Genomic DNA, 22,569 nt, shown 5'->3' with positions numbered 1-22,569 from the left:
ATCAGATTTGCTTCATCATTAAAATTTAAAACAGATGAAACCACAAATCAGATTGGCATTGTTTCTTTTTATAATTCTGAACACCGGATTTTATTTCGGACAATTGACGCAGCAGGATAAAATCCGAAAAGCAGATTCCATAGTGAGCAGTTATTCTAAATCCAATACACCCGGAATGGCTGTTGGTATTATAAAAGACGGAAAAGTAATCTATAAAAAAACATACGGACTTGCAAATCTTGAAGACCGGATTCCCGTGACCGATTCTACGGCTTTTAATATTGCTTCCGTTTCCAAACAGTTTACCGCATTTGTAGCACTTTTGGCCGAAAAAGAAGGGCGATTGTCTTTTGAAGATGATATCAGAACTTACCTTCCGGAGTTGAAACATTTGCCTCATAAAATTACCATCAGGCAGCTTACTAATCATACCCACGGACTACCGGATTATACAACTATCAAAGACTTGCAAGGAATTGGAATTGAAGTGAGGGTGACTAGTGCGGATGCCGTAAAAACAGTTTTGGCTATTAAAAGTATCAACTTTAAACCTGGTGATGAATACAGATATAACAATACCGGTTTTCTGATGCTTGCAGAAATTCTCCACAGAATTTACAAAAAAGATTTTGCACAGATACTTAAAGAATATATTTTCAAGCCATTGCATATGGATCATACAATGGTATTGGAGGATGCGGTAAACATTACTCCGAATAGAGCAGAATCTTATCAGGAAAACAGTTCCGGTTTTATAAAAACACCTCTGGGGCAAATGGGAAATGGAGCTTCCAATATTTTCACTACACTAAACGATCTGTGTACATGGGCAATTAATTTCCAGAAACCATCCATTGGAAGCCGCGAGATTTATAATAAGATGCAGCAAAATACCTTTTTAAATAATGGGGAAAAAGTAGAGTATGGATTAGGCCTGCAAACCGGAAAGTATAAAGGTCTGGATATTGTTTTTCATGGTGGAGGTACGGCCAGCTACAGATCTTATATCCTGCATATTCCCGCCTATAATCTGTCTATTGTTCTTGCCGGAAATAAAAGAGCCTTTGACGGATTGCTGATTGCCTATAGAGTAGTAGATGTATTTCTTAAAGATCAGCAGATTCTTCCGCCGCCTCCCCAAAAAATAACGTATACCGCTGCCGAGCTGAAATCATTTGAAGGGACTTATGAAATCAATCCTGGAAACTATCTGGATATCACAACAGATGGCAGGAATTTGTATCCTAAAGGGAGTAAAACTTCTTTGGAGACAGTGGGAGATAACCAATTTAATATCCCTTCTATTCCGACAGGAAGCCTTACATTTCATCCGGGATCGGTAACATTCAGGATCGGTGATTTTACATTTATCTGTAAAAAAGTAATCTTAAAGCCTTTGAAAGAAGATAAAATAGATCTTACCAAGTTTGTTGGGTTTTATAGGAATGAAGAATTCAACACCATTTATCAGTTGGTTGTAGAAAATAATAAACTGATTGCCAGACATCCTTTGAATCCCGATATTCCGTTGTATTTCCTAAGCGATTCAAAGCTGTATTCTTCTCAGTCATTCTTCGGACGGCTTGATATTAAATATGACAAAAATAAAACAGTATCCGGATTCCTGTTGTCGGGAGGAAATCTCTCTAATATTGAGTTCAAAAGAATACAATAGTCTTCTCAAAAGTGTCATTCGGATGTTCTTACATGGAAAACAAGAATGACACTTTTTAGGTAGAGATAGAATTTATTTGTTCTGTCCGATATCCAGCCTTTCAAATTTGCCTTCAGCATTTTTATGAAATCTGAAAGATACAGGAAATGTTCCCCATTTTCCAGCCTGAAAGCTGCCATAAATATCTTTTCCATCGTTTTCTACACGGTCTATGCTGAGAAATTTCTCCTTACCCAGAGCGTTAGAGAAAAACGATTTAAAGTCTACATGCTGGCCGTCATCTGTCATCGTTGGGTTTTCTGTGAAGAAGCTGTACCAGCTTTTATTGCCGTTCTGCAATGCTTCGATCGCTTGTTTTACCGAAGGGTCTGTTATTTTTGATAAGTCCATTATGGGTTGTTTTTTTGAAGACTGGTATTTCTCTTTGTTCGTATTTTGTCCACAGGCTATGCAGAAGAAGCTTATTAGAAATAGGGTTATCACCTTATAGGCTCTCATCCGTTTTTAGCTTTTAAAAGGATGTTGAAGATAGACGATCAGAAGATTCAAACAAAGAAAAGGAAGCTCTATCATAGCGCCTTTCAGATCTTTGTTCAAAAGCTGGAAACAGATGATCAATAGGATACCGGCTGCCATCAGAAAGTTTCCCCAGACAAATGTTTTCGGAAATAGCATCATGACAGAAGCCAGCATAGTGAATGTTCCATTGATGATAAGTCCCGTTTTGTCAAACCCCCATTTTCCAAACATTGCTGCCATCTCGGGTTTACCTGAAATCATGGCAATTCCTTGTTTGAAGCCCATAAAGGCTGCAAATAGAATCATGGCAGAATTGATAATCTTTAGAATCATTGATGTGTTTTTTATATTATTAATACAAATATCAACGAAATTAATGAGGTATCAATGGTGAATTTTTCGGAAATTAATGTTGAATGGTGACAAAATCATAAATGCTGTTTGTTGGATTCCAAAAGAAGACCACAATCTATGGAATAAATTGTGGTCTTCTTTCACTAAGAATTATTTAACTACGACTCTGTTTTCAAATAGCCATAATGTAAAGCTGTTTCTTTTCCGAATAAGCTTGAGAAAATATTCTGAAACTCATGGATGTATCTGCATTTTATAGCGTTGCCATATATTTTCAGACCTTCCAGTATTTTTCTGGAACTCAGGTCTATATCATATTTTATAAAAGCTTCCGGTCTTTCATACCGTATGCTCTGATCCGAACTGTAAGTTCTTGAAAATCCTAACTTTTCAAGCCATTCTTCGGTTATTTTAATAGGCTTGATAGATGCTGCCGGGACTGAAATACTTTGAATGTCATTTTCAATTTTAACAAAATAAGCCTGTTCAACATTGTGAAAGATCTCAGTGATTGTATAAATTTCGTTTTTGTACTCAACTAAGTTCTTGATTTTTAAATCTGCTACATTCATAATATTTTGAGTTTTTAGGTTGATGATAAAGTCTCAAATAAATAGCAAATAGTATGCCCTGCATCATATTGTTAAGCGCTGTTTTAGTGAAGATTAGGTTAAATTTTTACTATAAAAAATTAATGATATGTTAAAATAGCACACCCATGCGGGAATAATAGCATTTTGAAAAAAAATAGATGTGGTATGTGTGTGGTACTAGTTTTTTGTTCTTTCTTTTGGAACTCCATTCGCAGTGGTCAACAGAAGTGCTGCAATCACCGATATAATAAGTACAGCTATGAAGATATTCCAGGAATAAGCATGAAGAAGATATCCTGTACCACTTCCCAGAATGCTTGAACCAAAATAATAAAACAGCCAGTAAATAGAAGTGGCTGAAGATTTTCCACGTTTGGCATATAATGCAGTCATCTGACTGGCCATCGTGTGGGCTGCAAAAAATGAAAGGGTAAAAAGGCCAAGTCCGAAAATAAGGATATAAATATTTTCTGATAATAATAATGAAGCTCCGGTAAGCATAAATAAAATAGCACCTTTCAGAATATCATTCATACCCAATCTTTTGGAAAGCCGGCCTGCAATCATAGTTCCGAAAACCCCAAAAATATACATCAGGAAGATAAAAGCAATGATAAAATGACTCAATGAAAAAGGTTTTGCCTCTAGTCTGAATGTCAGGTAATTGTATACACTCACGAAAGCTCCCATCAGCAAAGCTGCTGTGCAATATAAACGAAGCATATAAGGATTTGTCAGGAAAAACTTCATCTGCTTTACTTTAAGATGATAATCCGTTTTCTGAGGATTGAAAAATCTCGATTCCGGAAATAGTTTCCAGAATACAATACCCAGAATAAAGCTTTCTATCCCGATGAGAAGCACGGCATTTCGCCATCCGAATTCTCCTGCCATAAGAGTTGCCAGTATTCTTCCGCTCATCCCGCCAATTGTATTGCCGCTGAGATACATACTGATTGCCGCAGGTACCGCCAATGCGTTCACTTCCTCTGTAAGATAGGCAAGAGCAACTGCAGAAACACCAGAAACGACAAAGCCTTTCAATACTCCGATAGCAATTAACAGGCTTAAGCTTGGGATCCAGGTCGAAATAATGGTAAGGAGGGCAGACGAAATCAGCGAAAAGACCATCAGGCTTTTTCTGGAATAACTGTCGGCTTTAAAAGCAAAAAACAATAATCCTAAAGCCATTCCTATCGTAGATGACGACACGAGTAGGGAAGTATCACCTACAGACACCCCAAATTGTTCTGCAGCCATTGGCAGCATAGGCTGGAAAAGATAAAGCTGGGCAAAAACAGAAAGTCCTGAAAAGAAAATACAAAGTTTAATATATCGGAAACGTTGGCTTCCCTGATTGGTTTTTTCAGATGAATTCATGATTTTTTGCAATTAAAATGCAGAGGTTTGACAGAAAATTAAGTCTTGTAAATTTCCTGATTATTTTCCGAATTAAAAAATCATTATCTCAATGGTATTGATTGGTGAAACAAATCAGTGTAGGTGTAAACTGCTGATGTATTCTGAAGGAGTGATGTTTTCCATCTGCTTGAACACCCTGTTGAAGGTAGACTGGTTTGAATACCCGGCTTCCGTATAGATATACTTAAGGGTTACCTTCTCAAGATCATTTTCATTAAGCAGTCTTTTGACACACTCAATTCTGTACATATTCAAGTAGTTATTGAAATTGGGATATCCCTTTACCTGAATTGATTTTGAAATATAGTTGCTGTTGATTTCCATTTCTGTAGAAAGCTTTGAAATATTAAAATTAACATCTTTATACAGTTTTTTCCCTCATTACAAGTTCAATTTTATCGAATAGTCCTTCTGCAAAAAGTGTTTTCTACTCAGAGTCTTCTTTTCAATTTCACGGTAGATTTCAACTCTTTTTATTAAAGGCTTGTTTTTTTCTGGGGCGGGAATAGTACGAAATTCCTGCCCCGTTTTTTTAATGCATCATTTCGTACACCTTGATCAGTTCTGCAATATTGGTGACATCAAGCTTTTGAAAGATTCTTTTTTTGTAAGTGCTTACTGTAGACATCTGGATATTCAGCCTGTTGGCAATTTCCAGGTTTCCGTTTCCGTCAGCAAGGAGTTTGAAAATTTCATATTCTCTGGAAGATAACTTTTCTACAGGATTGTTTCTTTTGTTTTGAATAATAAGACCGATGAGTTCAGCAGGATAGAAATACCCTTTTTCAATTACAGTTTTCACGGCATTTTTAATTTCTTCTTCACTGCTTTGTTTGTTCAGGTAGCCTTCAGCGCCTTCTCTGATATATTGGATGGCAACATCTTTATCATACCCTGAAAATATGAGAATCTTGAGGTCATTTTGTATGTTTTTAAGCTCAGGAACCATTTTTTTATACTGTGTTCCGGGCATATCAATATCTAAAATAAGAAGATCATAACGTTGATCGCCCAGCTTTTTTTTAACCTGTTCATAGTTTTCTGCAAAATCTATTTTTAGTCTCGGATAAGCAGTTTCAAGAACCATAGAAGTCCCTGCCCTTACTACATAGTGATCGTCAGCGATTAAAATACTTTCATTCATAGAGATTAGTTTTTATTGAGCGTTATCTCCACAATAGTTCCTTTGGGCTGGTTTTTTTCGAAATTGATCTCAGCGTTGATCTTTTTTACCAGATGGATAACCATATGCAGACCAAGCCCTTTTCCTTTGAAGCTGGGAGTTTCCAGCTTAGGGTTTCTGAACAGATTCATATAAGTAGCAATCTGCTCTTCAGACATTCCTGTTCCGGTATCAGCAATGATTATTGTGGATTGTTGTTGTTTTTCTGTCATAGTAAGAGTGATTTCTCCCTCAAATGTATTTTTCACAGCATTATCAAGGATGTTGTGGATAATAGCGGTTAAAATACTTTCATTCACTTTAGAATAAACCTGATGATCAGCAAGATTGGTGATGGTAGTTCCTTTTTCCTTTGCAATTTCACAGAATAATCTGCTTTTGATCTCCAGGATTCTATTCATAGGATATTCCTTTTCTTCAAAAATATTTTCAGCCTTATAAAGCTCAGTATATTCTTTTAAGTTGAGAGTAAACTGATACAGCTGCTCTGAAGACTTATAAATACTGTCGAAATACTTCTTCTGAAGTTCCACATCATCAGACTCATGAAGTTTTTGAGAAAGCATAGCAATGAACCGGATAGGAGTGGTAATGTCGTGGCTGATGGTCTCTACCAGCTTTTTCTGATATTCTGTTTCTTTTTGCAGGTTGCTTTTTACTACTTCAAGGTGAAGAGAAGTCTCTTTCAGTTCAGAATTTTTATTATGAACAATCTGTTTTAAGGCTTTGTTTTTTATTCTTAAAAAATTGGTTGTCAACTGAACAATGATGATAATAATAATCAGGATGATGATAGAAGCTGACACCCTGAACAGTAATGTCTGATAAAAAAGAGGCTGAATTTTGAAATGGATTGACCTTTCTTCATACTTCCCATCAGGAGATACCAATATTCTTACACTCAGCGTATATTCACCCGGAGAAAGATTACTAATGGTATATTTTAATTCCTTTCCGGTTGCGATCTTTTCCCATGCGGAGTTTTCCTTTCCTGATATCCTGGCTTCGATATAAAGATTTTCCAGATTGGAAAAATAAGGAATGTCAATAAAAACGTCAGCGGTTTTATAATCATTCTTTAAATCAAGTGTTTGATGAAAATACTGAGGTTCAGAATTTCCGATTTTCACCCTTTCAATATAGATTTTTTTCCTGTCCGGATAATACGTCCGAATGCTGTCCGGATTGAAAAATACAAAACCGTCCATTGATGGGAATACAAAATCTCCGCTCTCAAGAGCATGGGCGTTGGGCTCCGAACTGCCATTGAATTCATTGGTCAGAAAACCATCTTTCTTGGTGAAGCGGTAATAGAAAACCGGAGTTTTTCTGTCTTCCGCATATTGAAGCAACTGTTTTTTGAGAACTTTAAACAATCCGTTGTTCGAAGAAATCCAATAATATCCTTTTTGATCTTCAAGGATATAATGTGCCGACTGCAGGTAATCGTTCCTGTCGTTTGGCATCTTGGTAAGTTTGCGGTTTTTGAAAAGATAGAACCCGTTTTTATTCGTAGTGATCCAGATTAGATTATCTTTTGTCCTGATGATGCTTTTTACATAGATATTTTTAAGTAAAGGGGTTATTGTATTGCTTCCCAGCAGTACTGAATACAGTCCATCACTGTTACCTGTCAGAATTTCATTTTCGCGATACTGATGAAAAATATTGACAGAACTTTTAAAATGATAGGTGAAGTCCGGTTTTGTAAACTGGTCCTTTTTGTAAAGATTAAGCTGGGTGCCGGAAGGGCCAGTACATGTGGTCCCATAAAGATTCCCGCTTTTCATAAAACTTTCAAGTCCTTTATTGATAAAAGTAGAATCCTTCTTTTTATACCCTGAATTTTTATAAAACCTGACAATGCTGTTTCTCTTTCTGATCAGAATATTTCCGGAATTGTCATACATCATAAGGTAGTTTTCATTACTGCCAAACAGGTGTTTTTTGACAATGCCGTTTTTTCCGAATTCTGTTCCGTCTTCAGCGATGATTGTGCTTTTGCTGAAAGGAAGAGAAGCGTAATATACATTATTGGAAAAATCTGCTTCTTTCTTCGAAACATAAAAATGAGAAAGATTAAGCACATTCAGTCCGTTATTGAGCGTTCCCAAATAAAGTTTGTGGAATTCTTTACCATAAAACATAGAATAGTAGGAATGATTTCCGATTTCTTCAAATTTTACAAGAAATTTCAATCGAAGGTCATTTTCGCTGCCCTCTACAATATAAATGTTATCATGATTGATAATAAAAGTCTGATTGGTGATCTGCTGCCAATAGATTTTAGTGTCCGGATGATTAAAGAGAGTAGGCTTTTCGGAAACAGAAAGATGTCCTTTATAGAGGGAATAGGTTTTTCTTCTTTTCAGATCATTGATAAAAAGAATATCATTCAATACGAAAGCATAGTTCAGGTCCTTATTGGTAAAAGGGATTACTATTTTGATTTTCTTTTTCCCTTCCTTATAGATGATGGTGTTCTTTTCTGTAAAATGATAAACCGAATTTTTAAGTTGAATAAAATACTGGACATCGTTATAAAAATTTGAGGATATGATATTATTGGCAATTCTATGCACAAGCCCGGTACCGTTGAAAAATGCCATTTTATCATTGCTGGTAAGATTAGAGAGTTTCGGAAACCTGTTTTTAATGATAATCTTATTTTCCTGAGAATTATTGAGGACCGTAATGCTGTCCTGAAGCGGGTCACCAATAAACTCTCCGAAACGCAGATTATTTACTTTGAAATTATTAAAAGTAATAAAGGAACTCCCGTCATACCGTACAAGTCCGTTTTCTGTAGAGATCCAGATAAAGCCATACTTATCTTTAACAATGGCCTTTGCACTACTTTGAGGAAGCCCATTGTCTATATTGTACCACGTGGAAGTATGGTGCTGACCATAAATGTTTAAATATACGCAAGCAAAAACAAATGCCCAAATTCTCATATATGTGCAAATCTGATCTATGTCTGCTGCTAATGCAAGAGACGGTTAATATTAGTATTTGTACAAGTCGAAGTTTTTTTAATGGGTAGGAACGATTGAAAATAAATTTTTATCATTGAAGTTTTCTGGTCTTTTGTGTTTTATTTTTTTGATCGTGTAAAAATAGTGAAATTATGGAGATAAATCAGTATGGCACGATCTGTTTTATATAAGTTTTATCCGGGTTTACCGATAGTATAGCATATGAAATTTTACATATTTCAAAAATAAGTGATAAATTTATATGGGATTTCTTTTGAAACATTTTCTATTAATCTCAATGCTGTACTATGATTGTGATTTCTTTTAGGATTTTATAAATGAAAAATATTGATGCTTCTGTATTTTTTTTAAATTTATTGATTAACGGTTTGAGTTTTATTTAATTGCTTTTTGTAGTAAAAGTTTGACAAAAATCTGAGGTTAATTCTACATGGTATCTTTGCTAAAGCTTATGAATATTCATATTTTTGCAAAAATATTCTCAGAACAATTAAAGAAACCCATCGTTTAAATAATGATTCTAAGAACACAAACGGTTTTATCTCAAAAATAAAAGAGACTGTCTCCATTTAAAGCAGTCTCTTTTTGTTTTTTTATTCTCAGAATTTACCATTTTATGCTATAAAAAACCTCCCGGAAATGATGGGAGGTTAAATTAAACTGATTGTATATTGAAGTGTAATTCAATCATTATTGATGAGTTTCGAGCCACATTAGCCTGCGTTGATCCGGTAAATGTTTTACAGTAAAGTTTTCAAAAACAGCATTGAATCCGGTTCCGTCAGGGCAGGCTGCCATTAATCCTACCATCACAGGGGTGTTGTCCTGCAAAGGTGCATTTCGCATGAGGATATAGTTCTTGTCATCAAAAGAATAAAATATTTCTACAGCATCCAGTCTTCTTACTGCTTTTATCCATACTGCAGGTGGCGTTTTTTCTAATGTAATGACACTCCAGTCACTTTTGTTGTTAGTGACAACAGTGCTGAGGTTATATTTACCGTCTACAAACTCCACTCCGGCTTTGATGTAATGCTCTTTGTCTGTTCTCAGCATAAGGCCCATCTGATCAAATCTTGCTTTATAGCTGCCGGTTATTTTTACTTTTGCTTCAAATTCACCTCCGTAAGTAGTGTAATAGAAGGGAGCATCATCCACAGTAAATCCATAATGTGAAATCCTCCAGTAATCACTCTGCGGGGTTACAAACATCGACAGGCTGTTGTTTTTGATTTCCCATTTTTCAGGTTCATTAAACCAGATCATTTTCTCCAGAGTCTGGGCAGAAAACTTTTGAATCAGGAACAAGGCACAAAAGCCTAAAATCAATTTCTTCATTCTCTTTTGGATAAGTTCTAAGGGTAAATTATTATTTTAGCAAAAGTATTATTAAACCCACATTGTGTCAATACTGATAAATAACCATTATGGAAATCCGGGAACAACTTAGTCATCAATTATTGAATAACACTTCCAAAAAATGCATGCTTGATATTGACGTCTATAAGCAGAGGGCTCATGCATATTCAGAAATGGAAGGTGCTGTATGTGTATTAAGTGATGTGCAGGCAAATAAAAGTTATATTTATAAATCTGCTGCAGCATTAGAGCTTGGGTTGAGTAGGGGTGAAAATCCCACAGAAATAGATACAATCTGGGAAGAAGAGATGCTGAAAAAGATACATCCCGATGATCAGCTGAAGAAGTATATCCATGAACTCCGTTTTTTCAAATTACTGGATGCTATGGAAATGGAACAGCGTGCAGAGTATAGTGTCGTGTCAAAGATCAGAATGAAAGATAAAAATGAGGAGTACCGATGGGTAAAACACCGAATGTTTTATGTATATTCACCCTATAACGGCAGGCTGAGGCTGGCGCTCTGCCTTTATAATATTTCCCTGACCACGTCTGCAGTCCCTGATTTTATGATTATTAATACAATAAAGGGAGAAGTTGTGGTTAAAGATAAGCTTGATTATAAAAATATTCTGAGCCCAAGGGAGCTGGAAGTTCTAAAATTTGTAGGAGAGGGATACGCCAGTAAAGAAATTGCCGACCGGCTTTCCATAAGTATCAATACGGTAAGCAGACACCGTCAGAATATCCTGGAGAAGCTGAAAGTGAAAAACTCTACCCAGGCCTTCAAAGATAGTTTCTATTAGATATTCAACTCGAATATCCGAAAAGTTCACCATCTTGTTTTGTATCTTATCATTAAATTTATACCTTGAATACCAATTAGCTAGAACAACACAAGATGAAAAGAAGCGAAGAGATTACACATCAATATTTTGCCTTTTTGGAAAAACACATTCAGGATGTTATTTCAGGGTCGGTTTCCGAATTTATGGAACTGAATAAAATTGCCAGAGAACTTGCTGTTTCTCATGCACATCTTACCGATACGATAAAAAAAGAAGCAGGACAGCATCCCTGTTTTTTTTATGACGAAAAAATTATTGAACAGGCAAAACAGATGCTTATTATTTCCGATAAATCCATAGCAGAAATTGCCCGTATTTTTACTTACGATCCATCCAACTTTTCAAAATTTTTCAAAAAAATGACCGGTCTTACTCCTGGAGAATTCAGAAAATCCAATATATTCTAAACTGACTATTTTATTTCTTTAAAATTGCTGTATCAGGCTGTTTATGGTGATTTCTGTCTCGGAATAGGGATTTAATTATACTGGAATTTCAGCATCAAAAGTGGATTTAGTGAATTATAATGTTAAAATTGCCGAAAAATAATCTTTTATAAATGAGATGGTTGTAAAGAAATAATCGTCTTTTTTTATTATTTATCTATTAATATTTCTTTATTGTTTACTTTTTTTATTAAATTTAGGTAAGAAAAAACTAATTAATTCAATAGAATAAAATGTTAAAAGATCCAGATATATACAATGAGTTTGGTTTCCAGAGAGTAAGAATAAATTATTGTGTCTTTAATAATATTTAATCTTAATTAGGGAGCTTAAGCCCTTTAAATAGTTATATATTTGTTTTTTTAAACCACAACAAACAAGATTAAGGATGAGCATCAATTTCACAACAGCAACTATTAAAGACTTTGAGAATATACCAGATAATAATATGGCTCAAAGGGCTGAAATATTTTATGAATATTTAGACTATGTAAAGTCTAATGGTCATATGAACTACAGACTGAAGAATACTTCAGGAACCAATGCAATACTGAATGTAAATATTGCAAACCAAAACAGAGAGTTTGTTAGTTTTGTATCAAGTGATTATTTGGGATTTACACAGCACCCAAAAGTAAAACAAGCTGCAATTGAAGGGATAGAGAAATATGGTACAGGTACAGGAGCGACTCCTCTTATCGGTGGCTATTTTGATTATCACAATGCTTTAGAAAAGAAAATTTCAAGTTTTTTTAAACGAACAGAAGACGAAGCCGTAGTATTTACTACCGGTTATACAGCTAATAGCGCGAGTTTACAATGCTTAATGCAGAAGGAAGATCTCGCTATTTTAGACATGGCAGTGCATGCCAGTGTACACGAAGGATGTGCTTTTACCAATAAAAAAACATTTCCGCACAATAATTTGGAATCTTTGGAACACATTTTGAAGGTATCTGAAAATCTGTACCGTACGAAACTCGTTATTGTTGATGGAGTGTATTCCCAGGATGGTGATACCTCTCATATTAATGAGATCTATAATCTTGTGAAAAAGTACAATGCCTTTCTGATGGTAGACGACGTACACGGTGTCGGCATCCTTGGAGAAACCGGAAGAGGTACTTTGGAACAAGCTGGATTATTGGATAAAGTGGATATCATCACTGGAACATTCAGTAAAACGTTTGGTAACCTTGGAGGATATGTTATAGCCGACAAAAAATTGGCAGCATTCATGAGATTCCATTCCCGCCAGCAGATCTTCTCAGCTACAGCCCCACCATCATCCGCAGGAATCGTTAAAGCCATTGATTTAATAGATGAAGAACCCATCTGGAGAGAGAAACTCTGGAACAATATCAACTATTTCAAAAAAGGACTTGATGATTTAGGATTGGATACTGGAGTTACCTGTTCCGCAATCATACCCGTAAAAATTGGAGATCCTTATGTAACAGGAGAAGCCGGAAAACTACTTATAGAAAAAGGAATCTATACCAACCCAATTCTATACCCGGCTGTACCAAGAAAAGATGCGCGTATAAGGATGAGCGTAACGGCAAGACACGAAAAAGAACATCTGGACAAAACGCTTAACGCGTTTGACGATATTAATAAAAAATTGCATATTGCAAAAAAATAATAAATTATGCCTAGAAAAGTAGTGCAGGGCCCCATTAGGGACAAAGAAAAAACAAAACAAAAACTGCTTGCTGCAGTTGGTAAAATTTTAAGAGTAAAAGGATACTCCGGATTAAAAGTAAGTAAGATTGCCGCAGTGGCCGGATTTGATAAAAAATTGATCTATGAGTACTTTGGAAGTACTGATAAGCTGATCGACGAATATATCAAATCTCAGGATTACTGGAGCCAGGTAAATCAGGACGTCAATATTGATTTTTCTGACGGAGGGCAAGAGCTTACCAAAATGGTTGTTCTGAACCAGTTTGAGAATCTGAAGAAAAATAAAGAACTTCAGAAGATTATTCTTTGGGAACTTTCAGAAAGCAAACCTATCCTTAGAAAATTAGTAGACCAACGTGAAGAAGTAGGAGAAGTGCTGTTTGGAAATATATCAGACCCTTTCTTTGGAGAAGGAGCAACAAGACACAGAGCAATTATGGCCCTAATTGTTTCGGGAGCTTACTATCTCAACCTTTATACAGCTTATAACGCAAGTAAATTTTGTGGTATAGATCTGAAAACAGAGGACGGAAGAAAAGAAATAGAAAAAGCTATTGTTGAATTGATTGGATTTGCATACGATAAGAAATAATCATTAAAAGTTTTCCGATTTGAGCAGAAATACGTTTTTGTTGATATTTGAAAACTTTTAATTTTCAAATTAAAACTATATTTCTTATTTTTGGCCAATGGAAAATTTTATAGTATCTGCAAGAAAATATCGTCCTCAGGAGTTTGATACTGTTGTGGGACAATCCCATATTACGGATACTTTAGAACATGCAATTGAAGAAAGCCAATTAGCTCAGGCATTGCTTTTTTGTGGTCCTCGTGGTGTGGGTAAAACTACTTGTGCCAGAATTCTTGCAAGAAAGATCAATGAGAAAGATGGCTCGGTTTCAGAAGACGGTTTTGCCTATAATATCTATGAGTTGGATGCTGCATCCAATAACTCTGTAGATGATATCAGGGAGCTGATAGATCAGGTAAGATTTGCACCTCAGGTTGGTAAATACAAAGTATATATCATTGATGAGGTTCATATGCTGTCTTCTGCCGCTTTCAACGCTTTCCTTAAAACGCTTGAAGAGCCGCCTGCTCATGCTATTTTCATTTTGGCAACCACGGAGAAACATAAAATTATTCCAACCATTTTATCCCGTTGTCAGATCTATGACTTCAAAAGAATTGTCATTGAAGATATCCAGAATCATCTGAGAACGATTGCCCAGAAAGAAAATATCCAGTACGAAGACGATGCATTGTACCTGATTGCTCAAAAAGCTGATGGTGCATTAAGAGATGCACTTTCTATCTTCGACAGACTCTCCACATTTTCTCAGAAAAATATTACGCTGGCTAAAGCTGCCGAAGTCTTAAATATTCTGGATTATGACCAATATCTGAATATTGTAGATCTCGCTAAGGAAAACAAAATTCCTGAAGTGCTTTCTGCGTTCAATGAGATTGTAAAAAAAGGATTTGACTCTCATATTTTCATTGCCGGACTAGGAAATCATTTCAGAGACCTGATGATGGCACAGAATACTTCTACTATTGATCTCATCGAAGTAGGAGAGAAGACAAAAACCAAATTTATAGAACAGGGACAGAAGTGGGCCGCCCAGCAGCTGATCGATGGTATTGAGATCTGCAATCATGCGGATATTAATTATAAGAACTCCAAAAACCCAAGACTTACGGTTGAAATTGCATTAATGCAGCTGGCTTCACTGACAGCTAATTTAGGCGATACTAAAAAAAAAAGTTCCTGATTCTAGCCCCGTTTCTTAGTGAGAAACAGAAGTTGAGGATGCCGGAAAAAACTCCGGAGAAAAAAGAAGCTAAAGCAGAACAAAAGTCTGCAGCTCCTGAAAAAACAGAGGAAACTTCTCTAACCAAAACAACCAAGCCATTATCAAGACCGGGAATCTCTTCCGGATTCAGCATCAATTCCTTTTTGAATAAAGAAGATAAAGTGGAAACAGCAGAAAATGTTGTTGTGAAAACTGAAAATCTTCCTCAGCATCATTTTACAGATACAGATCTGCAGATGGAATGGAAAATTATGCTCCAACATCTTCAGGTAAAAAATAACATTGTATTCAATGCTGTAAAAACCTTCAAACTGATAAAATCTGAAGAAAATAAAATCAGAGTTTTATTCCCCTCAGATTCTGCTAAAGTAGAATTCGATAAAATAAGTGGAGAATTTTTCAATCATTTTAAAAGAAAAATTCAGAACCATGCTATCGAGGTAGAATACGTCAGAGACGTTGAAAACCTGAAGATTGAAGTCGTTACCAAGAGGAAAATGTTTGAAAAATTTATAGAAAAAAATCCACTTTTGAAAGATCTTGATGATTTAATGAAGTTTGATTTGACATAATTTTTATATATTTGTAAAATATTTCTGTTGAAAATACGTTTTCAACAAGAACAAATTGCAACCAGAAACGCTAAAACAAAGACATTTCCAGAATAAAATGGAAAAATTGACTAACACATATCAGTCTTTTTTTGCACCCGCTAATTACTTTTTTAGCGGTTATTTTAGTTTTTCTGCTTCTTATTATAGAAATTTCAGAACCTATTACCGATTTTATTGGTATTGTTAACTGAATTTCTTTCCAAAAAATACAGGAGAAGTAGAGCCCTATTATTTTCCTGATTCCTTTAAACAATTTTTGAACGGCATTTTTTGAAAAGAATTATAAATTAATTTTATAATCCAAAGGGCTATTGCTGTCAACTAAAAAATTATACAAAAACAATAAAATTTAGAATATGAATTTAAATGATTTAAAAAACGAGTGGATCGATGGGCTTACACAGCCTTTAATGATTGCAGGACCATGTAGCGCAGAAAGTGAAACTCAAATGCTTGAAACGGCTAGGAGAATTAAAGAATCCAATGCGAATGTATCGGTTTTCCGCGCAGGAATCTGGAAACCCCGTACCAAACCAAATGGTTTCGAAGGAGTAGGGGTGATCGGTTTGAACTGGCTAAAAAAAGTAAAAGAAGAGTACGGTTTCAAAACAGCTACTGAAGTAGCGAATGCACACCACGTTTTTGCAGCTTTAGAAGCAGATGTGGATGTTCTTTGGATCGGAGCGCGTTCTACAGTGAACCCGTTTACTGTACAGGAAATCGCAATGGCTTTAAGAGGAACCAATAAGCCGGTATTCGTAAAAAACCCTGTTAATCCGGATCTTGCATTATGGATCGGAGCGTTGGAAAGACTTTTAGGACAGGATATTAAAAACCTGGGGGTAATTCACAGAGGATTTTCAACCTACCAGAAAACAAAATACAGAAACAATCCAAACTGGCAGATTGCCCTTGATTTCAAGAGCCAGTTTCCAAATATTCCAATGCTGATCGACCCGTCACACATCTGTGGAAACAGAACAGGTCTTGCAGATATTACGCAGGAAGCTCTTAACGTAGGATACCAGGGTGCTATTATTGAGTCGCACTGCAATCCTGATGAAGCTTGGAGTGATGCTTCACAGCAGATTACTCCGGAGGTTCTTGCAGATCTTATTGGTAATCTGAAAGTAAGAAGCACCAATCTTGCAGGTTTTGAAGGTGAGATGGGAAGACACAGAACTTTGATCTCAGATCTTGACTTCCAGTTAATTGAACTTCTTTCTCAAAGGATGAAAATTTCTGAAAAGATTGGTAAGCTTAAAAAGGAAAATGATATTGCAATCTTCCAGCCGGAACGTTGGAAAGTAATTACAGAATACGCTACACAAAAAGCAAAAGAAACCGGAATGTCTCAGGAATTTATAGAAAAAGTCTTCAAAGCGATTCACGAGGAGTCTATTGAAGTTCAGAATAATATTATGATCGATAAGAGATAAATTGCAGATAATAGGTAAGAGAGATTGAAAACTTTTACCAGATTTCCGGCAAGAAATACTGATTAGGGCTTAGACATCAGGACTTAGGAGAATTGAAACATGTGTTTTTAACCTATTTCCTGAATTCTAAGCCCTAATTCCTTATATTTGCACCAGCATTATCTATGAAAGGAAAAATCATTAAATCTACAGGCAGTTGGTACCAGGTTTTGGAATTGGAAACAAATAAAATTTTCGAGGCCAGAATCAGGGGGAAATTCAAATTAATAAAAACCAGACTTACCAATCCACTTGCTGTAGGAGATTTTGTTGAGTTTCAACTGGAACAGGATGATATCGCCTGGATCACAAAAATTGAACCCCGTTTCAATTATCTGATCAGAAAATCCGTAAACCTTTCGAAAGAAGCCCATATCATTGCTTCTAATATTGATACGGCATGCTTTATCTTCACGCTGAAACATCCTGAAACATCATTAGGTTTCCTGGATAGGTTTCTGGCATGCTGCGAAGCTTATAATATTACACCGCTTATTCTTTTTAATAAGATTGACGTTTTACATGAAGAAGAAATTGAAATCGTAAAAGACATAGAATTTGTGTACCAGGAAATAGGCTATGACACATTGGAGATTTCATCATATTCCAGATTGAATCTGGATCAGCTTCAGGAGATCCTTAAAGATAGAACTTCAGTATTCTTCGGGCATTCCGGTTGCGGAAAATCTACTTTGGTGAATGCTTTACAGCCGGGATTAAATTTAAAAACATCTGAAATTTCAGACACCCATCTGAAAGGAAAACATACTACTACTTTTGCTCAGATGCATTTCTGGGATTTTGGCGGGAATGTTATTGATACACCCGGTGTCCGTGAATTTGCCATGATCGATATTGAAAAAGAAGAAGTACAGCACTACTTTCCCGAAATTTTTAAAAAGAGAGAAGAGTGCAAATTCCACAACTGTCTTCACATCAACGAACCCAAATGTGCCGTTCTTGACGCTCTGGAAACTGGCGAAATTCAAGATACGCGCTATTCTACCTATATTAAATTGATGGACGAAGCAGAAGAAGCTTCCCAAAAATAATCAGAAACAGCATCTTATCATACTCATGCAGATTAATTCGAACAATCTGTACATATTCTAATGCCCTTATGCTAGAATAATATTTTTATAAGAATCATATTAACTTTCCTGTTGGGTTATCTGTTTTTATGGCTTATTTTTTTAATTTTTTGATGAAAAAAAATCTGTTTTGAAATAACTCTACTTTTTGGCATAGCTATTTTGGCAGATAACTCCACTTTTGTCACATTTTGAATTTTCATTACAAAGATATTTTGGAAATTTCAATTATTTTATTAATTGCCATAGAAACAATAATGTTGTTAAAAATGATTCTGTTTTGGTTGTAAAATTGTGGAATTGATAAAAAAAACGGTGTTTTTTGAGAAATAAAAAACCCAGCCGAAGCTGGGTAAAAACTAATAACCATGAAAACTCAAATTAAACATGAGAATCGCAATAGAATAAACAATTACTGTGCCAAAGTTTGGTTCACAATTTCTTAATAAAAGTTATTTTTATGTTAAAAAAAAATTAAAATAAAAATCAAAGATATTTTTTGTAATTTTGCGCCATTAAAAAAATATACATTTATGTCTAACATTACATTCACTATGATTAAGCCTGATGCAGTTGCAGACGGACATATCGGTGCTATATTGGGTAAGATTGCTGAAGGAGGTTTTAAGATCAAAGCTTTAAAATTAACTCAGCTTACAGTTGCTGATGCAAAAAAATTCTATGAAGTACACGCTGAAAGACCATTTTATGGTGAATTGGTAGAATTCATGAGTTCTGGTCCTATCGTTGCTGCTGTTTTAGAAAAAGACAATGCGGTTGAAGATTTCAGAACATTAATTGGTGCTACTAATCCTGCAGAAGCAGCAGAGGGTACAATCAGAAAAATGTTTGCAAGAAGCATCGGAGAAAATGCTGTTCACGGTTCAGATTCTGACGAGAATGCATTGATCGAAGCTCAATTCCATTTTTCAGGAAGAGAGATTTTCTAAGAAAATCATCTTACAAAATAAAAATCCGGAGAAACTTCTCCGGATTTTGTTTTTGATAAAGGTATGTTTCGATCGATATTAAAGATTGTTTTCGATAGCCCCCACATTTTCTCGGTAAAGCTCAAGAGGCTTATTCAGCAAAACAGCAATAACGGTCATCTGCTTATCAAGTCTTTCTTTGGGAATGTCAATATAAATAATTCCCGGTCTGTCACTCCAGTAAAGTTTATTGTAAATGGTATGAGGAAGCATAGTGCCTTCACCCACAATTCTTATTCTGGAAATCTCATTTTTTATTCCTTTTAGGGCAATGGGTCCCGTAGGTGTTCCTTCCACAAAAAGATAAAGAGTCTGTTTGTCTTTTGATAAAGCACTCATCCCGGAGTAATGTCCATCCGGTAATCCTTTTTCAGTTTCAAAAAAAGCTTCTGCATGTTTACCGATCCAATTGATGGTTTCGGTGTTGGATAGAGGTTTTTTTACGAGCTTCATATCAAGTCCGTCACTTGTCAACCCTGAGTTATTCAATAAGTTCATACCATTATGTAATGAATTAGCCAGATCATAAGCTGCGAATAATATATTTTTGTTTTGGAGTACTGCAGTGAGGGAAAGTTTTTCTTTCTTAAAATCTTTAAGAAATACAGGGGGAGTATCAAAAGTAAGTTCTGCCACAGTGACATCCTGATCAAATTTTACATTAGAGAAGTTCAAGGTCAGCGTTTTTTCAGCGTCGTAATCCATTTTGATAATGGCTGAAGGATCTCCTATAATTTTTGCTGAAAGAGGTTGGGCTGCCAATCCATAGATCTTTGTAAGTTTTTTGGCTTCTTCCAGGTAGAGAAATAAAGTTTTTTGTGATCTGGATAAGGCAGATTTCCCTTTATAGTTTTCAAAGGGAATTCCGCGGGTTGTTTCATAAATGGCATGTTGATTTTTAGAAGTCCAGCGGCCAAGGTTTTTCAGGATTTCAATTTGCTCTTCCGGAATCGTGCCGTCTGATTTGGGGCCGATGTCAAGCAGTAGATTTCCTCCCATGCTGATCACATCAGCCAGGGTTCTGACAATCATATTGGGTGTTTTGTACGCTTTATCATAGGGTTGATATCCCCACGAATCATTCATAGTGTAACAAAGTTCCCAGTATGGATTTTGTGGCGGAATTACAGGAACTCCCTGCTCAGGAGTATCATAATCCCCATGATGATTAAGCCTGGAATTGATAATGATGTCAGAATTATGTTTTTTAAGAAGGTTAAGGGTCTGAGTAGCTTTCCATTCCTCAGAAGTATGTTCCCAATCTCCATCGAACCAAAGAAGATCAGGAGAATATTGAGAAGACAGTTCATTAAGCTGACTTTGGTAATAGCTGATAAAATTCTGCCAGCGTTTAGGATCATTTTTTATTTCGTAACGCTTTTTTGTCCGGGTATTGATGTCATAGTACGGATGGTTCCAATCCGGCAATGAAAAATAAAGCCCGGTTTTTAATCCGGATTTTTTCAGCGCGGCAACAAAAGGACTCAGAACATCTTTTTTTGCCAAAGACTGGTGAGGAATTGTCGTTGCATTTTCTGCTTTAGAATTCCATAAAGAAACTCCATCATGATGTTTAGTCGTGATGACAGCATATTTTGCTCCAGACTCTTTAATAAGGTTCACCCATTGTTCAGGCTGGTATTTTGAAGCTGAAAAACCATTCAGCTGTTTCATATAATTCTCGTGATTGATGTAATTGTTGAAGAATGACCAGGATTCGGAGATTCCGTTGACAGAGTAGATTCCCCAGTGAATAAAAATACCCAGCTTGGCATTTTTAAACCATTCCATTTTTTTGCTGTTGTCAGCCGTTTGACCCTGTGCATCGATACTGTATGCCGACAGTGTCAATCCAAGGAAAATAGCTTTAATCAGACTGCTTTTCATAGATAGATTTATTTTAACACTAAATATAAATAAAGAATATATTACAGCATATAATAGTTTCTTATTATTTACTCATAATTGTTATGAAAACGTTTCTTTTATTATTGTATATTTCTTTCAAACTATTTTTGAAAGAAAAGGCTGTAGAACAATACGAAGAAAAGGAAAAACAAATACCAGATCTGAATAAAACGGTTTTAAAATAAGAATTTCAATACACACAACATTTATAATATTGGAACGTTTATTGTAAATTCTATCTGAAAAATAAACAATTATGAAAATTCCAACATTATTAATGGCAAGCTTACTGGCTGTAGGGGTTTCTGCACAAACTACAAAACCCGCCAATAAAGAGAAAAAGCCTGCAAAGAAGAATAAAAAAACAGCAATTACTGAAACACCAGGAAAGCCTAAACCAGGTAAATCTACAGTGATTGTAAAAAAAGACAGTGTAATTCCTCGTGGTCATGGATGCCCGGCTTGCGGAATGGGATAAAAGATGAGAAAGCCACTGTTGGGAGTATCCATGATGGCAGAAGCAGACTTTGTTTCTGCTATTTTGCCGTTGCTTCAGAATAATTCCATTGAGGTATTGGAATGGTCTTTTGATACCCTTTATCATACTCATGAACCGGACTGGCTTTGTGATCTGTTGAACTTTTATGCCGAAAATGACCGTTTGATAGGACATGGCGTTTACTATTCTCTGTTAGATGCAAGATGGACAGAAAGACAGGAGAAATGGCTTGAAAAATTAAAAGAAGAAGTTCAACAGCGGAAGTATAATCATATCACGGAACATTTTGGTTTCATGAATACTGACAACTTTCATCAGGGAGTCCCATTGCCGGTATCTTTGCATCCTAAAACCTTACAGATAGGAAAAGACCGATTGTATAGACTTCAGGATGCGGTTGATATTCCTGTCGGTATAGAAAACCTTGCCTTTTCGTTCTCTGTGGACGATGTTAAAGAACAGGGAATGTTTCTTGATAAGCTCACAGAAGACAGCAATGGTTTCTTGATTTTAGATCTTCATAATATATATTGCCAATCCTGTAATTTCGGAGTAGAAATGCAGGAAATAATCAATTTGTATCCTTTGGACAAAGTAAAGGAAATTCACCTCTCAGGAGGGAGCTGGCAGGAGAGTGTTTATGGGAAAATGCCGGTGAGGAGAGATACTCATGATGATGTTATTCCGGAAGATATTTTTCCTGTTTTACCTGCTGTATTGACACAATGTCAGAATCTGGAGTATGTTATTATTGAAAGGCTTGGGCATACCCTCAAAACAGAGGAGGAAAAAAGTAATTTTTTACATGATTTTAATAAAGTTAAAACAATTATTGAAGCCTCAGACTGGAAAAATAGAAGTGAGAATAGCTGGACTAAAAAGGAAATACAACTTACAGAAAAACCTGTTGAAGATCTGGTTTTGTATGAAGAGCAATCGAGGCTTACCAGGCTTCTTTTTGATAATGTAGGAGCAGCAGTCATCAAAGATGAGGGCTTTCATTATTTTAACACAGAAAACTGGGATTCCGAAATGATTTTGACAGCCCAGAATATCATTAAAAAATGGAATCCTTATTAAAACTCAATC

The 22,569-nt window shown here is 35.7% G+C and carries 21 protein-coding genes; 12 read left to right on the top strand and 9 right to left on the bottom strand.

Going from position 1 to position 22,569, the window contains the following annotated elements; genetic code table 11:
* The first annotated feature begins 34 nt into the window (after nucleotides 1-34).
* Nucleotides 35-1,675 (top strand): serine hydrolase domain-containing protein, encoded by a 1,641-nt coding sequence (locus tag AC07UM_RS02080; protein WP_494682713.1) that lies wholly within the window; start codon nucleotides 35-37, stop codon nucleotides 1,673-1,675.
* A 72-nt stretch (nucleotides 1,676-1,747) separates the two neighbouring features.
* On the opposite strand, the gene AC07UM_RS02075 is transcribed toward AC07UM_RS02080, so the two are convergent.
* The 8 genes from AC07UM_RS02075 to AC07UM_RS02040 form a co-directional block, all read right to left on the bottom strand.
* On the bottom strand, nucleotides 1,748-2,065 hold the full coding sequence (locus tag AC07UM_RS02075) for a hypothetical protein (RefSeq protein WP_494682714.1): 318 nt from the start codon (nucleotides 2,063-2,065) through the stop codon (nucleotides 1,748-1,750).
* Between the two features lie 114 nt (nucleotides 2,066-2,179).
* Nucleotides 2,180-2,527, bottom strand: coding sequence for a hypothetical protein (locus AC07UM_RS02070; RefSeq protein WP_494682715.1), 348 nt, complete (start codon nucleotides 2,525-2,527; stop codon nucleotides 2,180-2,182).
* A 179-nt stretch (nucleotides 2,528-2,706) separates the two neighbouring features.
* Nucleotides 2,707-3,120 carry a hypothetical protein gene (locus tag AC07UM_RS02065; RefSeq protein WP_124531022.1) on the bottom strand — a complete coding sequence of 138 codons (414 nt, stop codon included), beginning with the start codon at nucleotides 3,118-3,120 and terminating at the stop codon, nucleotides 2,707-2,709.
* A 198-nt stretch (nucleotides 3,121-3,318) separates the two neighbouring features.
* Nucleotides 3,319-4,521, bottom strand: a complete 1,203-nt coding sequence (locus AC07UM_RS02060; protein WP_494682716.1) for an MFS transporter — start codon at nucleotides 4,519-4,521, stop codon at nucleotides 3,319-3,321.
* A gap of 114 nt (nucleotides 4,522-4,635) precedes the next feature.
* The gene (locus AC07UM_RS02055) at nucleotides 4,636-4,887 is read right to left on the bottom strand and encodes a helix-turn-helix domain-containing protein (protein ID WP_494682717.1); all 252 of its coding nucleotides are present in this window, start codon (nucleotides 4,885-4,887) and stop codon (nucleotides 4,636-4,638) included.
* 208 nt (nucleotides 4,888-5,095) lie between these two features.
* Entirely contained in the window at nucleotides 5,096-5,707 is a 612-nt protein-coding gene (locus tag AC07UM_RS02050) for a response regulator (RefSeq protein WP_494682718.1), read from the bottom strand.
* Nucleotides 5,708-5,712: 5 nt separating this feature from the next.
* A complete protein-coding gene (locus tag AC07UM_RS02045) occupies nucleotides 5,713-8,703 on the bottom strand; it encodes a sensor histidine kinase (protein ID WP_494682719.1) in 2,991 nt (996 codons plus the stop codon).
* Nucleotides 8,704-9,435: 732 nt separating this feature from the next.
* Entirely contained in the window at nucleotides 9,436-10,083 is a 648-nt protein-coding gene (locus tag AC07UM_RS02040; protein WP_494682720.1) for a DUF1349 domain-containing protein, read from the bottom strand.
* A gap of 89 nt (nucleotides 10,084-10,172) precedes the next feature.
* On the opposite strand from AC07UM_RS02040, the gene AC07UM_RS02035 reads away from it, so the two are divergent.
* The 9 genes from AC07UM_RS02035 (at nucleotide 10,173) to AC07UM_RS01995 (ending at nucleotide 19,034) form a co-directional block, all read left to right on the top strand.
* Nucleotides 10,173-10,910 (top strand): response regulator transcription factor, encoded by a 738-nt coding sequence (locus tag AC07UM_RS02035; protein WP_494682721.1) that lies wholly within the window; start codon nucleotides 10,173-10,175, stop codon nucleotides 10,908-10,910.
* 95 nt (nucleotides 10,911-11,005) lie between these two features.
* On the top strand, nucleotides 11,006-11,359 hold the full coding sequence (locus tag AC07UM_RS02030) for a helix-turn-helix domain-containing protein (protein ID WP_494682722.1): 354 nt from the start codon (nucleotides 11,006-11,008) through the stop codon (nucleotides 11,357-11,359).
* A gap of 427 nt (nucleotides 11,360-11,786) precedes the next feature.
* A complete protein-coding gene (locus AC07UM_RS02025; RefSeq protein WP_103231504.1) occupies nucleotides 11,787-13,043 on the top strand; it encodes an aminotransferase class I/II-fold pyridoxal phosphate-dependent enzyme in 1,257 nt (418 codons plus the stop codon).
* A gap of 6 nt (nucleotides 13,044-13,049) precedes the next feature.
* Complete coding sequence (locus tag AC07UM_RS02020; RefSeq protein ID WP_103231503.1) at nucleotides 13,050-13,676, top strand: TetR/AcrR family transcriptional regulator; 627 nt, start codon at nucleotides 13,050-13,052, stop codon at nucleotides 13,674-13,676.
* A gap of 97 nt (nucleotides 13,677-13,773) precedes the next feature.
* Nucleotides 13,774-14,859 (top strand): DNA polymerase III subunit gamma/tau, encoded by a 1,086-nt coding sequence (dnaX, locus tag AC07UM_RS02015; RefSeq protein WP_109738241.1) that lies wholly within the window; start codon nucleotides 13,774-13,776, stop codon nucleotides 14,857-14,859.
* Nucleotides 14,860-14,897: 38 nt separating this feature from the next.
* Nucleotides 14,898-15,473 carry a DUF8439 domain-containing protein gene (locus tag AC07UM_RS02010; protein WP_494682723.1) on the top strand — a complete coding sequence of 192 codons (576 nt, stop codon included), beginning with the start codon at nucleotides 14,898-14,900 and terminating at the stop codon, nucleotides 15,471-15,473.
* Between the two features lie 398 nt (nucleotides 15,474-15,871).
* Nucleotides 15,872-16,954, top strand: a complete 1,083-nt coding sequence (locus AC07UM_RS02005; RefSeq protein ID WP_124531033.1) for a chorismate mutase — start codon at nucleotides 15,872-15,874, stop codon at nucleotides 16,952-16,954.
* 164 nt (nucleotides 16,955-17,118) lie between these two features.
* Nucleotides 17,119-18,045 carry a ribosome small subunit-dependent GTPase A gene (gene rsgA / locus AC07UM_RS02000; protein ID WP_494682724.1) on the top strand — a complete coding sequence of 309 codons (927 nt, stop codon included), beginning with the start codon at nucleotides 17,119-17,121 and terminating at the stop codon, nucleotides 18,043-18,045.
* A 572-nt stretch (nucleotides 18,046-18,617) separates the two neighbouring features.
* Complete coding sequence (locus tag AC07UM_RS01995; RefSeq protein WP_034687444.1) at nucleotides 18,618-19,034, top strand: nucleoside-diphosphate kinase; 417 nt, start codon at nucleotides 18,618-18,620, stop codon at nucleotides 19,032-19,034.
* Between the two features lie 78 nt (nucleotides 19,035-19,112).
* On the opposite strand, the gene AC07UM_RS01990 is transcribed toward AC07UM_RS01995, so the two are convergent.
* Entirely contained in the window at nucleotides 19,113-20,960 is a 1,848-nt protein-coding gene (locus AC07UM_RS01990) for an alpha-L-fucosidase (protein ID WP_494682725.1), read from the bottom strand.
* A 277-nt stretch (nucleotides 20,961-21,237) separates the two neighbouring features.
* On the opposite strand from AC07UM_RS01990, the gene chrA reads away from it, so the two are divergent.
* Entirely contained in the window at nucleotides 21,238-21,459 is a 222-nt protein-coding gene (gene chrA / locus AC07UM_RS01985) for an MNIO class RiPP chryseobasin precursor ChrA (RefSeq protein WP_494682726.1), read from the top strand.
* A 3-nt stretch (nucleotides 21,460-21,462) separates the two neighbouring features.
* Nucleotides 21,463-22,560 carry an MNIO family chryseobactin maturase gene (gene chrH / locus AC07UM_RS01980; RefSeq protein WP_494682727.1) on the top strand — a complete coding sequence of 366 codons (1,098 nt, stop codon included), beginning with the start codon at nucleotides 21,463-21,465 and terminating at the stop codon, nucleotides 22,558-22,560.
* Nucleotides 22,561-22,569: the final 9 nt, after the last annotated feature.

The sequence above is a fragment of the Chryseobacterium sp. GW821-FHT04C04 genome, from assembly GCF_059420365.1.
The sequence above is the reverse complement of the archived record's forward strand: the minus strand, read 5'-3'. Positions and strand labels throughout refer to the sequence as shown.

Excerpts from the sequence above, each read along its gene's own strand:
- AC07UM_RS02080 (WP_494682713.1), top strand. The coding sequence starts at position 35 with ATGAAACCACAAATCAGATTGGCATTGTTTCTTTTTATAATTCTGAAC.
- AC07UM_RS02075 (WP_494682714.1), bottom strand. The coding sequence starts at position 2,065 with ATGGACTTATCAAAAATAACAGACCCTTCGGTAAAACAAGCGATCGAA.
- AC07UM_RS02070 (WP_494682715.1), bottom strand. The coding sequence starts at position 2,527 with ATGATTCTAAAGATTATCAATTCTGCCATGATTCTATTTGCAGCCTTT.
- AC07UM_RS02065 (WP_124531022.1), bottom strand. The coding sequence starts at position 3,120 with ATGAATGTAGCAGATTTAAAAATCAAGAACTTAGTTGAGTACAAAAAC.
- AC07UM_RS02060 (WP_494682716.1), bottom strand. The coding sequence starts at position 4,521 with ATGAATTCATCTGAAAAAACCAATCAGGGAAGCCAACGTTTCCGATAT.
- AC07UM_RS02055 (WP_494682717.1), bottom strand. The coding sequence starts at position 4,887 with ATGGAAATCAACAGCAACTATATTTCAAAATCAATTCAGGTAAAGGGA.
- AC07UM_RS02050 (WP_494682718.1), bottom strand. The coding sequence starts at position 5,707 with ATGAATGAAAGTATTTTAATCGCTGACGATCACTATGTAGTAAGGGCA.
- AC07UM_RS02045 (WP_494682719.1), bottom strand. The coding sequence starts at position 8,703 with ATGAGAATTTGGGCATTTGTTTTTGCTTGCGTATATTTAAACATTTAT.
- AC07UM_RS02040 (WP_494682720.1), bottom strand. The coding sequence starts at position 10,083 with ATGAAGAAATTGATTTTAGGCTTTTGTGCCTTGTTCCTGATTCAAAAG.
- AC07UM_RS02035 (WP_494682721.1), top strand. The coding sequence starts at position 10,173 with ATGGAAATCCGGGAACAACTTAGTCATCAATTATTGAATAACACTTCC.
- AC07UM_RS02030 (WP_494682722.1), top strand. The coding sequence starts at position 11,006 with ATGAAAAGAAGCGAAGAGATTACACATCAATATTTTGCCTTTTTGGAA.
- AC07UM_RS02025 (WP_103231504.1), top strand. The coding sequence starts at position 11,787 with ATGAGCATCAATTTCACAACAGCAACTATTAAAGACTTTGAGAATATA.
- AC07UM_RS02020 (WP_103231503.1), top strand. The coding sequence starts at position 13,050 with ATGCCTAGAAAAGTAGTGCAGGGCCCCATTAGGGACAAAGAAAAAACA.
- dnaX (WP_109738241.1), top strand. The coding sequence starts at position 13,774 with ATGGAAAATTTTATAGTATCTGCAAGAAAATATCGTCCTCAGGAGTTT.
- AC07UM_RS02010 (WP_494682723.1), top strand. The coding sequence starts at position 14,898 with ATGCCGGAAAAAACTCCGGAGAAAAAAGAAGCTAAAGCAGAACAAAAG.
- AC07UM_RS02005 (WP_124531033.1), top strand. The coding sequence starts at position 15,872 with ATGAATTTAAATGATTTAAAAAACGAGTGGATCGATGGGCTTACACAG.
- rsgA (WP_494682724.1), top strand. The coding sequence starts at position 17,119 with ATGAAAGGAAAAATCATTAAATCTACAGGCAGTTGGTACCAGGTTTTG.
- AC07UM_RS01995 (WP_034687444.1), top strand. The coding sequence starts at position 18,618 with ATGTCTAACATTACATTCACTATGATTAAGCCTGATGCAGTTGCAGAC.
- AC07UM_RS01990 (WP_494682725.1), bottom strand. The coding sequence starts at position 20,960 with ATGAAAAGCAGTCTGATTAAAGCTATTTTCCTTGGATTGACACTGTCG.
- chrA (WP_494682726.1), top strand. The coding sequence starts at position 21,238 with ATGAAAATTCCAACATTATTAATGGCAAGCTTACTGGCTGTAGGGGTT.
- chrH (WP_494682727.1), top strand. The coding sequence starts at position 21,463 with ATGAGAAAGCCACTGTTGGGAGTATCCATGATGGCAGAAGCAGACTTT.